Source organism: Gimesia benthica (assembly GCF_009720525.1).
In the GTDB taxonomy this organism is placed as follows: Bacteria; Planctomycetota; Planctomycetia; order Planctomycetales; family Planctomycetaceae; genus Gimesia; species Gimesia benthica.
Genome location: NZ_CP043930.1, coordinates 4940337 through 4957015, shown reverse-complemented (window position 1 = coordinate 4957015; position 16679 = coordinate 4940337). Strand labels below are relative to the sequence as shown.

The 16679-nt window shown below is 46.2% G+C and carries 13 protein-coding genes; 5 read left to right on the top strand and 8 right to left on the bottom strand.

Features of this window, described 5'->3' with window-relative positions; translation table 11 throughout:
- The first annotated feature begins 284 nt into the window (after positions 1-284).
- The gene (locus F1728_RS19290; protein WP_155365450.1) at positions 285-1076 is read left to right on the top strand and encodes a hypothetical protein; all 792 of its coding nucleotides are present in this window, start codon (positions 285-287) and stop codon (positions 1074-1076) included.
- Positions 1077-1154: 78 nt separating this feature from the next.
- Complete coding sequence (locus tag F1728_RS19285) at positions 1155-1424, top strand: hypothetical protein (RefSeq protein ID WP_145043834.1); 270 nt, start codon at positions 1155-1157, stop codon at positions 1422-1424.
- 11 nt (positions 1425-1435) lie between these two features.
- On the opposite strand, the gene F1728_RS19280 is transcribed toward F1728_RS19285, so the two are convergent.
- Positions 1436-1660, bottom strand: a complete 225-nt coding sequence (locus tag F1728_RS19280; protein ID WP_145043836.1) for a hypothetical protein — start codon at positions 1658-1660, stop codon at positions 1436-1438.
- 620 nt (positions 1661-2280) lie between these two features.
- Between F1728_RS19280 and F1728_RS19275 the strand changes: the two genes are divergently transcribed.
- Together F1728_RS19275 and F1728_RS19270 are read left to right on the top strand one after the other, a co-directional pair.
- A complete protein-coding gene (locus tag F1728_RS19275; protein WP_145043838.1) occupies positions 2281-2775 on the top strand; it encodes a hypothetical protein in 495 nt (164 codons plus the stop codon).
- 225 nt (positions 2776-3000) lie between these two features.
- On the top strand, positions 3001-3354 hold the full coding sequence (locus F1728_RS19270; RefSeq protein ID WP_145043840.1) for a hypothetical protein: 354 nt from the start codon (positions 3001-3003) through the stop codon (positions 3352-3354).
- A gap of 570 nt (positions 3355-3924) precedes the next feature.
- Here the strand turns inward: F1728_RS19270 and istB are convergent.
- From istB to F1728_RS19240, 6 genes are all read right to left on the bottom strand, one after another.
- Positions 3925-4719, bottom strand: coding sequence for an IS21-like element helper ATPase IstB (gene istB, locus F1728_RS19265; protein ID WP_155365449.1), 795 nt, complete (start codon positions 4717-4719; stop codon positions 3925-3927).
- Positions 4720-4721: 2 nt separating this feature from the next.
- On the bottom strand, positions 4722-6206 hold the full coding sequence (gene istA, locus F1728_RS19260; RefSeq protein WP_155365448.1) for an IS21 family transposase: 1485 nt from the start codon (positions 6204-6206) through the stop codon (positions 4722-4724).
- A 151-nt stretch (positions 6207-6357) separates the two neighbouring features.
- Positions 6358-7851, bottom strand: coding sequence for a carbon-nitrogen hydrolase family protein (locus F1728_RS19255; protein ID WP_155365447.1), 1494 nt, complete (start codon positions 7849-7851; stop codon positions 6358-6360).
- Positions 7852-8047: 196 nt separating this feature from the next.
- Complete coding sequence (locus tag F1728_RS19250; RefSeq protein WP_145043878.1) at positions 8048-8308, bottom strand: hypothetical protein; 261 nt, start codon at positions 8306-8308, stop codon at positions 8048-8050.
- 182 nt (positions 8309-8490) lie between these two features.
- On the bottom strand, positions 8491-8667 hold the full coding sequence (locus F1728_RS19245) for a hypothetical protein (protein ID WP_155365446.1): 177 nt from the start codon (positions 8665-8667) through the stop codon (positions 8491-8493).
- Between the two features lie 199 nt (positions 8668-8866).
- Entirely contained in the window at positions 8867-9157 is a 291-nt protein-coding gene (locus F1728_RS19240) for a hypothetical protein (RefSeq protein WP_145043880.1), read from the bottom strand.
- Between the two features lie 1113 nt (positions 9158-10270).
- On the opposite strand from F1728_RS19240, the gene F1728_RS19235 reads away from it, so the two are divergent.
- Positions 10271-11098 carry a carboxylesterase family protein gene (locus F1728_RS19235; RefSeq protein WP_155365445.1) on the top strand — a complete coding sequence of 276 codons (828 nt, stop codon included), beginning with the start codon at positions 10271-10273 and terminating at the stop codon, positions 11096-11098.
- Between the two features lie 252 nt (positions 11099-11350).
- Here the strand turns inward: F1728_RS19235 and F1728_RS19230 are convergent, their stop codons facing one another.
- Entirely contained in the window at positions 11351-16666 is a 5316-nt protein-coding gene (locus F1728_RS19230) for a CREC-EF hand family protein (RefSeq protein WP_194242444.1), read from the bottom strand.
- Between the last annotated feature and the right edge of the window lie 13 nt (positions 16667-16679).

Sequence of the window (16679 nt, the reverse complement as noted above, 5' to 3'; positions counted from 1 at the left end):
TTTGAGAGAGTTGTCATCGTTTTTGAAATCAGAAACATTGATTAAATTTATTTAAGGAATTGCTACTCACTTTATCCGCCTGGGTTTGAAGCACTGTAGCTATCACTTATTTCTTGCGTTGATTCCCAAACAAGTAAAGGAGAATACAGTTGAGGAATCTTTTTTTCAGTCTTACGTGGCTAACAACTTGTGGCAGCTGTCTTTTCGGAACCATTACTGCCAGCTCAGCCATGGGGGCAGATATAAAGCATCTTGATACCAACTTGATTAACTCGGACTACCCAATGGATGCTACACCTGTTTTAAAAGATCCTCCATCTCTTGCTTTATGGGAATCTGTGGAAAACGAATATCCTGAGTACAACGATGACTCCCGTATTGAAATCCCAGAACCCCTTCTGTTTGATTTAGTGAGGCCGCTTGGGGCCAGAAAAGGTGAAATAGAGATAAACACACTGTCACTCTTTCCATGGTCAAAATCGAATACTAATCCAGAGGACAGTGATCCATTTGGATTTGGTCCGACAACGCCCGATCGAAAAGGAATTGAGTGGGCGCCGGAGCTAGAGTACGCAATCGCTGATAACTTCGCGATCGAGTTTGAATTCCCATTTGAAAACTCAACTCTCGAAGAGTACAAACTAGGACTTCAATGGACAATTGGAACGGCCTTCAACAATCACTATATACACGGTTTTCAAATGCTGGTTGAGCCAACGGTGGAGTGGGCCAATTGGAATACGACTCTCTTGTATCTCGGAGGCATTCGTTTCAATGACACCTGGAGCGCTCTATTTATGCTCGGTGGCAGGATGGATCTGGAGGGATCACAAAACGCACAAACATTTGAACGAATTCTGAATGTTTCTATTTTTGCAAATGTCGCCAAAAGTACGGAGCTGGGAGTAGAAACGAACTATGCTTCAAAACTCAACGGTGAGTCTAGTTTCATTGTGGTACCCCAGATTCACTACGAAATAATGGAAGGACTGCAAATCCAATCTGGATTAGGCTTCGGAGCATTCTCTGGAGGTCAAGAACAGTCATTCATTTTACGAATGATTGCTAGTTGGTAAAGAATGTTCTCCAGTTGGCCTCCAATTGAGTTTGTGATTCATTTCAGACAAAAAGCATCCTGAAATATGAGGTAAGCGATGAAAGAGATACTGATTGTGATTGTACTGATTATGGTTGTTAATGTAGGTGTTTCACAAATTAATAGCAAGATCCTTAATAATGTTGAGGGAAAGCCCCTAGCTGATTATCCAGTTTTTCAAATAGAACCCTCTGAACGAATCAAGACAAGAATTCTAATTTCTGCTGAACGTGGATGGTTGAAAGATACAAACAAAGTTGAGATGTATGAAGATCTTGAATATGAAAGTAACTCGGCTTCAAATGTTTACAATCATCGTGACTGGTAAGTAAAACTCTTTCATACTTCTTCAGAATTAGGCGCGATTTTAGGCTGAATATTCAAGACGTCCGAGACAGCAAATAGCTCCAGCTTGTAAAGCATCGCCCCTTCTACAATTTCTTTTGTATCCATTCTAGTGATCAGTTCTTGGACTGTCATTGTGATATGCCCTGCAAATCTAAATGTAAACGTCTTATTTGCGTTTGGATTATTTTCCATTTCACTAATTCCATCGGAGGTCATACCGTTGATTTTCTGAGTAACGGTAGTTGATCCTCATGCAAAGAATATGAGGGCCAAATGTTGATGATTTACTCTCAGGCTGTATCAATATTCTACAAGATGTCAGTCTGGGAATTAAGCTTAGAAAAACTAGTGAGATACTTTTGGAGATTTTTGCTTCTAAAACAAATTGGGAAATTAGAAAAGTATTTCTCTCTATTATATTTTCGAGTTTAACGATTCGCATCGGTACGTATTTTGCAACCCAATGGATAAGGAGAATAAGATTAGTTTGTTAATGGGTTCAGGAGAAACTTATGCCACTAGAAGTACCATATAAAAAAAATAGAAATCGTTTAGATATCCATGACAGATTTCAGATAACTCGCAAGCATTCGAAAGCAGATCGTTGGGTCTGGGTCTGTATAAAGTGCCTTGTTGTCACCTGCCTATTAATAGCATGTATTATCTGGTTAAAGTTGCTTTGATAGGAAAATACTTCGAAACAATCTGGTTCACTTTTCAAGAACTAAAACTTGATTTATATCTCTGAGTCAGCAAGCCGTATTAGGGACAGATTTAAATCATAATTCTTGAATGGCTTTCAATACTCTTTTCAATATTCAGGAAGATTTATAATTATGATTACACAAAGACCTAATATCACAGTTAATGCCGCTTTTCTACAAGAAATAAAGGATAATAATTTACAGCTTGATGAACTATTAGAATTGCTCAATACACTTTGCTCAGTAAATGATAAAACATTTCTTGAACCCAAGCGGTTTAGTGAATTAATCCACGAATTACGTGATCTTTTAGCAATGCATTTCTCACTTGAAGATGCACTAGGTTATTTCATCGGTCCGTCAAATATTATTCCGGTTCTCAGCAAAGAAGCTACGCGTCTTAAATCGCAGCACGAAGAACTATACTTGGAAGTTAGTGCAATTGCTGAAAATGCTGATACTTTATTAGCCTCAGAACACAGTGAAAATGTCTCAACCAATCTTATTAGGCGTTTTCGTAGTTTTTACGAAGATCTACGAAAGCATGAATCAGAAGAGTATGATCTGATTTTAATCGCTTATTATGAAGAACCTTGTTTTAATGCAGCCACTCATTTAGTTCACTAGAGTATTTTGAACATTGCAGTTGAATAAGAGTAAATAAAGTTGAGCAGATTGAAGATCCTATCGAAAATATGACACTTCAGTTAAGCATCACATAGTAAGACTGTAGAGATATTTGGGGGCCTTCTCAGAATTGATTTCAGGCGACACATCCAGGGTAATTCTGAAAAGTCCTCTTATCACTGAAAACAGTAGCAGTATATTTAGTTTTGGTACTGCGGAGGAGAAATGATGAAAGAATATAAATTTGAGCTCGTTGCTTCCCCCAAAGATTGCAGTTCCCGTGCAAGAGAATTCATCGAAACCCAGTGGATGAATGCAGTCGAAAGGGTTGAAGACTGGATAAAGGCAGTCTCGATCTCATTGACCGATCTCAATGGTCCTCGGGGTGGTTTGGGAAAAAGATGTTGCATCGTTGTTCATTCACGGACTGGCTCTCCAATCATCGTAAAAGAAACACACGAGAAAGCCACTATCGCATTCAGAAACGCCATCAAGCGCACTGCTCATTCTCTGAAGAGAAAAGTTGCCAGGAAACGAGAATATAAAAGGAAGCGTTATCTTTTTGATATAGATGAATGATCCTGTAATAGGCGCTTCAGAAAATATCAACAGCCAAAAATGCATGGCGACTAATGTCTGGTCTACCATACAGTCCATACTCCAACTCTTATTATTGAGACTGGCTGGCTGCCAAGTTATCCGAACTTGGCAGCTCCAATTACGCCGGGAATGTTGCCCCCCATTAGTAGACCTTCTCCATAGTAGTGGTCATAAACTAGCTCGTGGGAAGAAGTGCTCACAACTGGCACGCTGCTCACTGGCTTCGTAACAAACTTGCAATTCCTGCACAAGAGTATGACGACGTGACGTTGTCCAGCTTGTCCATATTCAAATCTTACCCCACTATTCGATATTCTGGATTAATTAAGAAGATGTCTCTATGTTTTTTCAAGGAAAAGTTTTATCTCACCAGTCCTGTAGATATCAGGAAATCAAATGGGACGTAGCCACCTACGAGACTTGTTACTCAATCGCTTTCCATGTAAACAACGGTCAGAAAACGTAGCGCCTGCCGGTTGAAAACCGTAGCGCTGTCAGTGCAGGATTCGTCCTGATGTGGCTGTGTGGAGACGAATGCGTGGTCTTTTGTTATTTCGTCAGTCGCGGTTGCTTGCTTGAGCTTTTTGTGTGCCGCCGTTTGGCATCCTGTAACCGGTAACTTTCACCAGTGGTTTCCAGGATGTGGCAGCGATGAGTGAGCCGATCGAGCGTGGCCCCTGTCAGCCGTTCGCTGCCCAAGACCTCAGTCCAGTTTTCAAAGGGCAGATTGGTCGTTACGATCAGGCTGAAACGTTCATACGCTGTGCTGATGACGTCGAACAGCAACTCAGAGCCGAGTTTACTGGCGGGGACATATCCCAGTTCATCCAGGATCAGCAGATCGAGTTTCGCGAGCTGTTTTTTCAGGCGGGTTAACTCCCGCTCTTCACGGGCTTCCATTAACTGGGTGATCAGTTCGGTGACCTGATAAAAGCGGACCCGTTTTCCCTGGCCGCAGGCGGCAATCCCCAGGGCCACTGCCAGGTGCGTCTTGCCGGTGCCGGAATTGCCCACCAGCAGGATGTTCTCCCGCTGCTCGATAAACTCACCCCGCATCAGTTCGCTGACCAGCAGTTTATTGAGGCCGGGCTGGGCCTGAAAATCGAACGTTTCCAGGGTCTTATACGTCGGGAACTTTGCCGCCTTCAGACGTCGTTCCGCGGCCCGGCGATCCCGTTCAATCAGTTCCAGTTCACATAACTGTAACAGGAATCCCAGATGGTCGACATTGTCAGTGGCACAACGGGCGGCGATCTTTTCGCATTCTCTGAGGATGGTGGGCAGCCTCAGGTTCTTGAGATGGTGCTGCAGCAGCACCAGACTTTTGGTTTGTTTTCTGGTCACGTTTAACCTCCGATTAACAGGGACTGGTAAGCAGAAACATCCGTCTGTGCCACCTGTACCAGCTTCAGGTGGGGACGGCCTTCCAGGCTGAACAGAGTCAGCGGTGACTCCTGCTGGTATTCCAGAATCAGGCGAATGGCAGAAGCGCGGGTCGCATCAATGTCCAGCGCGTGTTCCACCGCACGTTTCAGAGTGGGCAGCGGATGGCGTTCCAGCAGACGCAGCACCTTGATAAACTCCCGCGTGCCGGTTGCCTGCAGTTCGGCTTCCAGCCGGCGGCGGAGAATGCCCAGACAGACCGGCAGATCCCAGTCTTCCAGGGGGCGGGCATGATCAAAGCCTCCCGGCTTCCGTTCCAGTAAACTCAGGTAATGAATCGGGTTAAAACGGGTCTGTTCCCGTCCCCAGTCCCGCTGGTGCCGGGCGATTAACGTCTCTTCAAACAACAGCCGTACTTCAGCAATGGTGGCCACGATGGTGATCTGACGATGCGCGTATTTTGTAGGGACCGAATAACTGTTGGTATCAAAGCGGACCAGCGACAGGGAGTCGGCGTGTGCCTGTCCCAGTCGGCAGGCTTCGAATATCTGCTCTGGCAGGGGACGCAGGAACTCCCGTTGTTCTTCCGCCAGCAGGCTCTGTTTGGGAGAAGTCTGTCCCCGCAACTGACGCTGCAGATCGTTCCGACAGCATTGCACTAACTGCTGGTTCAGGGCTTCCAGAGAAGCAATCCGGGGGACGGGGACCAGGAAGTTGCTGCGGGCATAGTCCAGCAACCGCTCGACATGGCCTTTCTCATTCGGTCGTCGTACCAGACAGAAATGATCGTCAAACAGAAAGTGGCTTTTCAGACGCAGGAACTCGGTCGTTACTTTTCGCTCACGGTTCCCTACCAGACGGGCCACTGCGATTTTCGAATTGTCATAGCTGATTCGCTGCGGCACACCGCCCAGAAATTCAAAGGCCCGTTTGTGTCCTTCCAGAAAGGCTTCCGTACACTCCCGGGGAAAGGCCTGGATAAAAATGGCATCCGAATAAGGTAACGTCATCACAAATAACGCGACCTTGGTCAGTGTGCCGTCCAGCCAGACATCGGCAAAGCCGAAGTCCACCTGGGCTTCACCCGGAGGATGGCGGAGCGGCAGGAAAACCTCGCGGGACTGGGCTTTCCAGTCACGGATGGCTTCCCGGACGATCGTGATTCCACCGGAATACCCGTGTTCGTCCCGCAAGCGTTCGAAAATGCGTTTCCCCGTGTGACGCTGCTTGCGATGAACACTGCGGTCACTCTGCAGAATCTCATGAATGATCGGCAGGAACGGCTCCAGCTTGGAAGGCCGGGGCTTAGTCAGCCGGTATCCCGGTGGCTCCGAGTAGGTCAGAATTTTCTGTAACGTGTCCCAGTGAATATCGTACTCGTCACGAGCAGCACGTTGACTGATTTCTCCGGTCAGAACACGCCGACGGATCTCACCCCATAACTCCATATCTGTAATCACCCTTGCCCCCGCTGTTTCCGGATCAGAACTGACTCATATACTGAGAGTCTGACCCAAAACCAGCAGGTGGTCATCTGGGCGCTACGTTTTTATACCGATTTGCCACTCCCCGGCAGGCGCTACGTTTTCTGGCCGTTGTTTACAGTTCGCACAAGAGATCGATGTGACTGTAGTCGTAGCAGATCAAAACACCAAATCCACGACCGGCAGTATTTACGAAACGCACCAATTTTGAGCCGCGGAGCATCGGCATGAGATCTCCGTTAGCATTGCGATGAGCATCGTACTGAGAGCGCGTCACCTTGCGATAATGCTCCGGCACGAGATTTGGACGGATTATGACACATTCATTAGCGTTTTCGTCCTCGTCGCCATCTGGATAGTCGATTCCAGCAACAATCGTCGTTTTCAGTCGGTTGCTGAAGCGTTGAAGCGTTGCAATGAACGAGCGAGGAATGAATACCTCTGGAAACACCAGCATGTCCAGAAGAGTGTGCGCGCTGGTCTCGCCTAGATATCGACATCGGGATTCAAGCTCTAGAAGCCTCTCTGAGAGAAGATGCTCGAATTCGTCACAGGAGTCGTGATTTCGAATTCGATACTTCGTCGAAATGTAAGCGTCGAGCCCGATGTGGTTGAGTTGTGCGACAGCAACGCGAGGGTGTTTGAAGTTCCACTCAGTTTGCAAATCAATTACATCGTCGGAACGCACGGAAGGTGGACCAGCACTGTGATCAAAGGTGTCCATAAAGTGCTCAGATGGGACCATTGGCACATAGTCACTGTCGCGGGAAAGCTGTGTCGACTTTGCCTTAAAGCCAAAGTCACGAAATTCCGTGCGAAGACTTCTGAGTTCGGCAATATCCATAGGAACGTCAACTCGAAACTCACCCGCACCCCGCGCCCCAAAGATCTGCCCGCCAGCGCCAATCTGAGCATTCTTTTCACGGCCGATTCGTCGAAACGGTGCAAATACTGCCGAGCCTCCGAGCTCAGCCACATTCACGACGACTACAAAGCAAAAGAGACGGTGAATATCCGATATCGCATACTCCCAGAACAGTCGCGTTGCTGTGTTGTACGTAACGACAATAAGTAATTCGATAGAATGCTTCTGCAGCAGCTTGAGCAATTCAACATGAGTATAGTCGTGACAGTTTAAGACGGCCCATGCTATGTTGTCGGTGTCGCCGTCTGGAAGGAAAATGTTAAGTCGGCTTCCACGCTTTACGTTCAACGCGACGTCTTCCGATGAAAGCGATAGCTTTGATTGTGAATAGAGTGCACCGTTCGTAGCAATGTTAGTGACGTTGCTTAGATTGGAGTCGATACCCCTGAGGCCAACAATCGTTCTGTCGGCAGCTAGCGATGCGAGGTCAGCCTCATTGCCAGCGAGTCCGGGATGGAACGACATGACTGTTAACGATTTTGGCCTGGTTCCGATGAGCAGTTTACGACATTTACTGATCTCGTCGTTTGACGGCGGTGTTGGCGATTGGGATTGCGTTAGAGCAAGGCGTGTTCCTACGATCGGCTGACCGGTCGGTGCTTGGATCAGCTGAAGATCAATGCACCCCTTGTCGTCGAGCGTGAGTGAGGACAATTCAGTATTTAGATCGATCTTCAATGACATGGTATGTCTACCTTGTGGTCAAGATATTTGCATATTCGACATCGTCGATTACGAAGTAGCAAGGATCCCATTGCGAAAAAGGGCTATCCCCCAAAAATGTGAATACTTCTAGATCTGACAAGTTAGTCTCTAAGTATGATAACTGTAGGTATTACCGCGTTTGCGGAACGCGTAGCAAATCCGGTGGATACCCTGGTTAAGTGGACTTGCTTGAGTCAACCTCAAGTCGCTCGAATTTCCCCGAGGCCAGGAGGATTGATTCAATATCGCCAATGATCTCGCTTGCTCTTCCTTCTGCAGTGATGAATAGCCCACACCAGTCTTCTGTGATCGTGATAGCCCCCTTTTCACATCTGGCCTTGGTGATGAATTCATCCGTCGCAATGGCGTATGAAACCATGCTCTCAGATACTGGTTCAATCGAAATACCGTAATTCTCTTCGAGGAAACTGACCATTTTCGGGAAGCCACTAGATCTGTGGTCACACCGGAATTCGATCAAAAGATCATCACTCCCGTAGCACGGGCGCACGACGAATGGGTATTTATACGTAGATCACGGGGCCGGGAGTTGACTTTGATGAGCGCAGTGAACGCGCGACGTTTCCTGGCTCCCGTGAATCGACTGGTTCTTTGGCATTATTGTTGTTCGGGAAAGTAATCGCGGACCTTGTTCCATAGATCGAGGATTGCATCGCAATCGCCGGTGACCGGTGGGAAGTCGGCCATCTGCTGTCCATTGAGAAACACGCCTGCGTTGAACGTACCGTCGTTGTTCTTGCTACAACCAATCTTTACGTCTACTGGATTGGTCATTGTGGAGTCCGCTTTTTGGGTCGAATTACAGGACGTCTGAAGAAACAAAAGAGTTTATTGTATAACGTCTAAAATCACCCAGTCGCGACGAGAGATTCTCCATTGTCAAAACGCCCGACTTCGCGACTCGGGTGCATTTTTTTGTTATCCGACCGCACAGTATTCACGCTGGACAAAAAGTGTGATTCAGCAGCGTTTCTCAGCCGTGCTCTTGAAGAACACGCATCAACTGCAGATAGCGATCAGGATGACCCTGAATCATGTCAAAGAACGCGGCGGAAATCGAATTGTAGTTGTAGCCAGCATTTGCGATTTCGACTTGCTGTTCTTCCGAAAGATTGTTCCACCATTTAAGGGCGACTTCGTCGGCCTTTCGAGCGTCGATGCCCTTCTGGCCGAACGTGTCTTTCGCAAGCATGAAGAGGGCGAACCCAGCGGAGCCAGCAACAAACCAATCTGCAGCAGTGTCGAGCCATGATTTTTCAGACATGTTAAACCCCATGTAGTATCAATTAGGAAGTGAAAGTTGAAGGCGTGATGAAGTTTACATTCCGCCCTGCGAAAACATTTTCTCTGCGAGTACGAGCATGTCGTACTTTGAAAGTAGGACGTCAATGAGTTCCGGTTTGAAATCAGTGTTTTCGTTGAAGTACGCTCGAACGTCTGCCTAGGTGAAGCCTGCTTTGCGACCGTCGCGAGCCGCCTGAACACCCGCGGCTTTGTCTTGCGTATTGTTTGCCGCAAACAATACGAGGTGGTCGCAAAGGGCCTTGAGTTCGGATGCCATGATGTCGCCCTTGAGATATGTGAAAGTGATGATTGTGTCGGATAGCTTGTTATTAACCTGTACGGCCTTGTTCTGATATGACGCTTATATGGAACAAATATGCGCAAAATAAACAGTTTTTGTTCTGATATGATGCTCCAGGGGCTTGATATCACACATAGATTCTGGACATGATGCCAGTGTGCTGTACATGATACCGAGCGTAATTAGATTTTCAAGGCGTTTCTTCGTTCTTGATCTACGTTTACAGCAATTACTTGCTGATATTGAAAAAGAAAACACAACAAGGTGTAAAAAAACATGAAACTCATTGAGCAACTAAAACAGATAACGTTCGTTTTCGCGGATAGCTGGAAAATCGGTATCTCATCACTTTAAACTACACATACTGAATATGTTCTTGCTGTAAGCGAAATCAAAATACTTTTTCCCGTGAATAGTGAAGAAACCCGTACACACAATTCGAAGGCCGAGGTTACGCAGAGAAATAGTGCATAGTTAAATCAGAGGAAGCCTGCCGATTGATTGATGGTCTCGAAGAGTAAAAATACAGCATTTTTAAAACTTCATTCACCTATCAGCGATGCCCTAAACGTTGAAACCATTGAGGCTTATTGTATTATCACCCAATGAAGGTATATAGTCGGTTCTCTTCAGAGAGCGGATGTAGAACCTTTGTGGAATTATTGGTTGTTTAACCGTATAAAACGGTTATCTTCGTAATTATTCAACAGGTAAGAAATAAAAAATGTGAATTCGTATGGCTGAAAAATTATGAGGAATCTTTCTCCATCCTAATAGTATCTAAGAAGAAGTATGAAGTTTATAAAAAATAAATTCTTGATCGTGTTCTTTTGGGTGATGGCAAATTTAGTTGCCTTGACTGTTATGAGAAATCAAGAACGCCAGGAAATTCATGCAAAAGGGCTTGATCCTGACTTAATTAGTAAATTTGAATCTATTACGTACTCAAGATCGACTCCGAATGATAAATCGCAGATTCCTTTTCATGCCAAATTTCTGAAACCGGTAAATGTTAAGGATCATCAAAAGTATCCACTCATTGTTTTTCTACATGGTGCAGGGGAAAGAGGGGATGATAATCTAGTTCATTTAAAAACATTGCCACAACAAATGGCAACTTCCAGTTGGCAGGAAAGATTTCCATGCTATCTCCTTGCTCCTCAGTGTCCTGAGAACATGCAATGGTCATCATCGTTAAGGTTAAATGACGCACTAGAACACAATTTACTGGATCAGATTTACCACATGATCCTGGATGTTTCTACTAAGCACGCAATCGACCCAAAGAGGATTTATATTACCGGCTATTCAATGGGTGGATACGGTACATGGAGTATGATCGCTCGCTATCCGGAATTATTTGCCGCTGCGTCCCCTATCTGCGGAGGAGGAGATCCGAATAATGTGTCTGAGTATACAAGTCTACCGCTCTGGGTTGTCCATGGTGACGCCGACCATTCGGTCCCCGTTACAGAATCAAGAAAGATGATTGACGCACTGAGAAAAGTTGGTAGTACTCCAGAATATTATGAGCTCAAAGGAGTCGGCCATGACAGCTGGTCTGAATCATATAAAAATTCGTCTGGGATGATTGACTGGTTATTTAAGCAACATCAATAGTTCTTAGTTTACGATACCTGGCATCTCGCATTTCAAAGACCTACATAGTTGTATCCCGACCTTTGCAAACATTCAATGTGGCATGTGCATCACACAGTTTAAAGACTTTCTGCTTGGGGGGGATGCGTTTCTGTACTTGCTTATTAAAAACGATCGTTGTCAAAAAAACACAAAGATTCTTCATTGCATCCAATATGGTTTTTGAAAAACTGACCAGTCTTGGCCTATTTTAAAGCATGCATAATACAATCACTACCGAGCAGATATTTTTGTTTTTCGAATCAGGAAGATGGTTACTCCCACCAGCAATAATGCGTTTAATGCGAGAATGATCCACATTCCAGTGTCGCTGTCTGCCTCCTTGGAGCCTGGAGATCGGGGTACTAATGTGCTGCTGAGGTTCCTGTTTTTTGAAACAAGATGAGGTGCAAGAGCTTCCAGGGCTGCTTCACTTAGAAATTCAGTTTTATCTATTGATTTGTCGTGATTAACGTCTGCTCTGCGGAATGCATCTTCAATATGAGCCAGCCTTGTTTCATATTGAATTTTTTGCGTTTCATTTGGATTGGGTGGCATCTTGAATTCTCCCAATACTTCTTTAAATGATATGAGACCGTTTTGATCGCTGTCACGCTGCATGAAAACAATCCCGCGAGGAGCTTTCGAGAGATCCAATTTAAAGGGAAATTCATCCACACCGAGTTTTCCATCTCGGTTGATGTCAAACCTTTTGAAATACTCTTTGGCCAGAGTGGCTGCAAACAAACCCTTGTCCCACTGAAATTCGGAAGAACTTAAATAACCATCATGATCACTGTCTGTTCGTGGAAATTGCCAGCCTAGTGCCAGATTTGCAAACGGTGTCTCACGATATTCCCTGAATGACAGCAATTTGTCCCCATTGGTATCGAAGCCTGGAAAAAGATATTCGGTCACTACCAGTTGCCAGTATGGTGTTCCCTGCAAGAGTTCTTCCCGAGTCAAGTGACCGTCGAGATCCTTATCAGCCGCCAGAAAGGTCCCGACAGGATTAGTCCAGTGTGAGATGTCACTCTTCCACTCTGCCATAGTCAATGTGCCGTTACCGTCCTGATCCATTTGTTTGAACAGAGCTGGAGTCTGCGTACCATCGCCGAAACCATGTGGTGCCAACTTAGCTTCTTTCAGGTCAATCAGTTGGTCCCCATTGATGTCAACTGTGTTAAATAACATTCCTGAGACTATCAATCCTGATGGCGCCCACTGTAATTCTCCAGTGGGATAACGCAGGCCATAGGCGATCTCCAGGACCTGCTGTGTTTCCTGTTGGTCCACGAAACCGTCTTTGTTCCTGTCCCAGTCTTCCCAGTTCGACAAAGTCAAGCCAGGAATGGAACGTGTGAAGTTCGAAATCTTGAATTCATCCTGATCCAGTTTGGAATCATTGTTTGTATCCCATTTACTCCAGCCTGCTTTCAGTTCCTGTATGCGTTCGGCCACACGCTCCATCAGTGGATGTGGTAAGTTCCGCAGATCGTTTGAGACAATATTCTGATATTCATTCAAAGTCAGTTTCTGATTACTATCAAGATCGAATAACCCAAAATCTCGGATTGCTCTTTGCTGTAAGTTTTCAGGAATGGATGCCAGATACTCTTCAGAAGTCAGTTGACCATTTTTGTCAACATCCCGTTTCTTGAATTCGTGAGCATAAAAATCAGGTGTTCGCTTACTGGTATTGAAGGGAAGTTCATTCAAATCCAGTTTTCCATCCTGGTTGATATCAAATCGCTGGAAATACTCCATCGACAATGCGGCTCCGAACAAACCCTTCTCCAACTGAAATTCTGAAATGCTTAAAAAACCATCCTGATTGCTGTCTGTTCGTAGAAACTGCCAGGGGAGTGCGGGGTTCGCGAATGGTGTTTCCCGGTATTCCCTGAATGAGAGTAATTTGTCCCCATTGGTATCAAAGCCTGGAAACAGATATTCGCTGACTTCCAGTTGGTAGGAAGGGCTTCCCTGTAACAGCTCTTCTCGATTCAAATGACCATCCAGGTTCTTGTCGGCTGCCAGGAAGGTTCCTACGGGATCGGTCCAGTGCTTGAGATCACTCTTCCACTCGACCATAGTCAGTGTGTCGTTATCGTCCTGATCTATCTTTTTGAACAGAGCTGGGAACTGCTTAGGATCACCGAAGCGATGTTTTGCCGACTTGGCTTCCGCTAAGTCGATCACGTGGTCCCCATTCAGGTCAATGATGTCAAACAGCATTCCAAAGAGCATGAGACCTGATGGTGCCCACAGCAGTTCTCCCGTAGGATAGCGCAGGCCATAGGCAATCTCGAGGACCTGTTGCGTTTCCTGCTGATCCACGAAACCGTCTTTGTTCCGGTCCCAGTCTTCCCACTTCGACAATCCCAGGCCCGGTATGGAACTTGTGAGGTTCGAAGCCTTAAATTCATTCTGGTCCAGTTTGGCATCATTGTTCGTATCCCACTTGCTCCAGCCTGCTTTCAGTCCCTGCATGCGTTCGGCTACACGCTCCATCAGTGGATGTGGTAATTTCCGCTGATCACGGGAGACTATACTCTGGTATTCGTTAAAAGTCAGTTGCTGGTCACCATCCAAATCGAACAATGCAAAGTCTCGAATCAACCTTGGCTGAAATTTTTTGGCAACGGGAGCCAGATACTCTGCCTGGCTCAAACGCTGGTCACCATCGGCATCTCGATAGCGGAATTCATTCAGGGGAATTTGCTGTTTCGGTTTCTGTCTCTGGCTGAATTCCTGCAGGCTCAGTTGCTGGTCGGAGTTTTTGTCCCAATCATAAAACTCACGTTTTGCCTGTTGCCGCTGCTGACCTTTCTTCTTTTCCAGATACTCAACTGGCGTCAGTTGACCATTCTTGTCGACATCCCGTTTCTTGAATTCGTGAGCATAAAATTCAGGCGTTCGCTGACTGGTATTGAAAGGAAATTCTTTAAGCTCAAGTTTCCCATTCTGGTTGATATCAAAGCGCTGGAAATACTCAATCGCCAATGCGGCAGCAAACAAGCCCTTATCCCACTGAAATTCAGAAGAACTTAAATAGCCATCCTGATCACGATCGGTTCGCAGAAACTGCCAGGGGAGTGCCAGATTCGCAAAGGGAGTCTTCCGATATTCCCTGAATGACAACCGTTTGTCCCCATCAGTGTCGCATCCCGGAAACAGATATTTGGTCACTTCGAGTTGCCAGGAGGGGGTTCCCAGCAACAGTTCTTCCCGATTCAAATGACCGTCCAGATCCTTGTCAGCTGCCAGAAAGGTTCCCACAGGATCAATCCAGTGTGTGATGTCGCTCTTCCACTCGGCCATGGTCAATGTGCCGCTATCGTCCTGGTCCATCTTTTTGAATAAGGCGGGAGTCTGTTTACCGTCACCGAAACCATGTTGTGCCGACTTGGCCTCCGCCATATCAATCAGGTGATCCCCATTCAGGTCAACGACGTCAAACAGCATTCCTAAGAGCATGAGGCCAGACGGCGCCCACAGTTGTTCTCCAGTTGTGTATCGTAGTCCATAGGCAATTTCGAGGACCTGTTGTGTTTCCTGCTGATCCACGAAACCGTCTTTGTTCCGGTCCCAGTCTTCCCATTTCGACATTTCCAGACCAGGTATGGAACTTGTGAGTTTCGAAGCCTTGAATTCATCCTGGTTCAGTTTGGCATCTTTGTTTGTATCCCACTTGCTCCAGTCTGCTTTCAGTCCCTGCATACGTTTAGACACACGCCCCATCAGTGGATGTGGTAATTTCCGCTGATCACGGGAGACAATGCTCTGGTATTCGTCAAAAGTCAATTGCTGGTCACCATCCAAATCGAACAATGCAAAGTCTCGAATCAACCTTGGCTGAAATTTTTTGGCAACGGGAGCCAGATACTCTGCCTGGCTCAAACGCTGGTCACCATCGGCGTCTCGATAGCGGAATTCATTCAAGGGGACTGCCTGTTTCGGTTTCTGTCTCTGGCTGAATTCCTGAAGGCTCAGTTGCTGATCAGAGTTTATATCCCAATCATAAAACTCACGTTTTGCCTTTTGTCGTTGCTGGCCTTTCTTCTTTCCCAGATATTCAACCGGCGTCAGTTGACCATTTTTGTCTGCATCCTGCTTCCTGAATTCATAAGCGAAATATTCAGGGGTATGCTTACTGGTGTTGAAGGGAAATTCATTCAAGCCCAGTTTTCCATCCTGATTGATATCAAATCGCTGGAAATACTCCATCGCCAGTGTGGCTCCGAATAAGCCTTTATTCCACTGAAATTCGGTAGAACTCAAATAACCATCATTATCTCTGTCTGTTCGTGGAAATTGCCAGCCGAGTGCCAGATTTGCAAAAGGTGTCTCACGATATTCCCTGAATGAGAGCAATTTGTCTCCATTGGTATCGAAGCCTGGAAACAGATATTCGGTTACTTCGAGTTGCCAGGAGGGGGTTCCCTGCAACAGTTCTTCCCGATTCAAGTGACCATCCAGATCCTTGTCAGCTGCCAGAAAATCTCCTACGGGGTCAATCCAATGCTTGAGGTCACTCTTCCACTCAGCCATAGTCAATCTGCCGTTTCCGTCCTGGTCCATCTTTTTGAACAGGGCGGGAGTCTGCTTGCCATCACCGAAACCATGTTGTGCCGACTTGGCCTCCGCTAAATCAATCAGGTGGTCCCCATTTTTGTCAACATGGTCATCAAACAGCATTCCGGAGACCATCATTCCCGATGGTGCCCACTGCAATTCCCCTGTAGGAAAACGCAGGCCATAGGCAATTCCGAGGACCTGCTGTGTTTCCTGCTGATCCACGAATCCGTCTTTGTTCCTGTCCCAGTCTTCCCACTTCGACAATTCCAGGCCGGGTATGGAACTTGTGAGGTTCGAAGCCTTAAATTCATCCTGGCCCAGCTTGGAATCTTTGTTTGTATCCCACTTGTCCCAGGCTGATTCCAGATCCTGCATTCGTCTGATTACGTGCTCCATCAGCGGATGTGGTAATTTTCGCTGATCACGGGATACAATGCTCTGGTATTCGTCAAAAGTCAGTTGCTGGTCGCCATCCAAATCGAACAATGCAAAGTCTCGGATCAGGCTCGGCTGAAATTTTATGGCAACGGGAGCCAGATACTCTGCTTGGCTCAAACGCTGGTCACCATCGGCGTCTCGATAGCGGAATTCATTCAGGGGAACTTGCTGTTTGGGTTTCTCGCGTCGAGAGAATTCCTGAAGGCTCAGTTGCTGATCAGAGTTTATATCCCAATCATAAAACTCACGTTTTGCCTTTTGTCGTTGCTGGCCTTTCTTCTTTCCCAGATATTCAACCGGCGTCAGTTGACCATTTTTGTCGGTATCCCGCTTCTTGAATTCAACCGAGTATTTTTCAACAGACTGCTTGGTGGTCTTTGGAGAGACGGGCGGGGATTGAGCGGGAAGATGAGGTACATTTTCAAATGCTACACAAGCTGTTAAAAGTAAAAGAGATTGAAATAGAACACGGAAAGCATTGGAGTTAATTACGGTTAAGTCTTTAGAACTTTGAGCGTTGAGTCGATTGTTCATTACTTGTTTCTCT

Bases quoted from the DNA above. Each gene is read 5' to 3' on its own strand.
- F1728_RS19290 (WP_155365450.1), top strand. From the start codon at position 285: ATGGATGCTACACCTGTTTTAAAAGATCCTCCATCTCTTGCTTTATGG.
- F1728_RS19285 (WP_145043834.1), top strand. From the start codon at position 1,155: ATGAAAGAGATACTGATTGTGATTGTACTGATTATGGTTGTTAATGTA.
- F1728_RS19280 (WP_145043836.1), bottom strand. From the start codon at position 1,660: ATGACCTCCGATGGAATTAGTGAAATGGAAAATAATCCAAACGCAAAT.
- F1728_RS19275 (WP_145043838.1), top strand. From the start codon at position 2,281: ATGATTACACAAAGACCTAATATCACAGTTAATGCCGCTTTTCTACAA.
- F1728_RS19270 (WP_145043840.1), top strand. From the start codon at position 3,001: ATGATGAAAGAATATAAATTTGAGCTCGTTGCTTCCCCCAAAGATTGC.
- istA (WP_155365448.1), bottom strand. From the start codon at position 6,206: ATGGAGTTATGGGGTGAGATCCGTCGGCGTGTTCTGACCGGAGAAATC.
- F1728_RS19255 (WP_155365447.1), bottom strand. From the start codon at position 7,851: ATGTCATTGAAGATCGATCTAAATACTGAATTGTCCTCACTCACGCTC.
- F1728_RS19250 (WP_145043878.1), bottom strand. From the start codon at position 8,308: ATGGTCAGTTTCCTCGAAGAGAATTACGGTATTTCGATTGAACCAGTA.
- F1728_RS19245 (WP_155365446.1), bottom strand. From the start codon at position 8,667: ATGACCAATCCAGTAGACGTAAAGATTGGTTGTAGCAAGAACAACGAC.
- F1728_RS19240 (WP_145043880.1), bottom strand. From the start codon at position 9,157: ATGTCTGAAAAATCATGGCTCGACACTGCTGCAGATTGGTTTGTTGCT.
- F1728_RS19235 (WP_155365445.1), top strand. From the start codon at position 10,271: ATGAAGTTTATAAAAAATAAATTCTTGATCGTGTTCTTTTGGGTGATG.
- F1728_RS19230 (WP_194242444.1), bottom strand. From the start codon at position 16,666: ATGAACAATCGACTCAACGCTCAAAGTTCTAAAGACTTAACCGTAATT.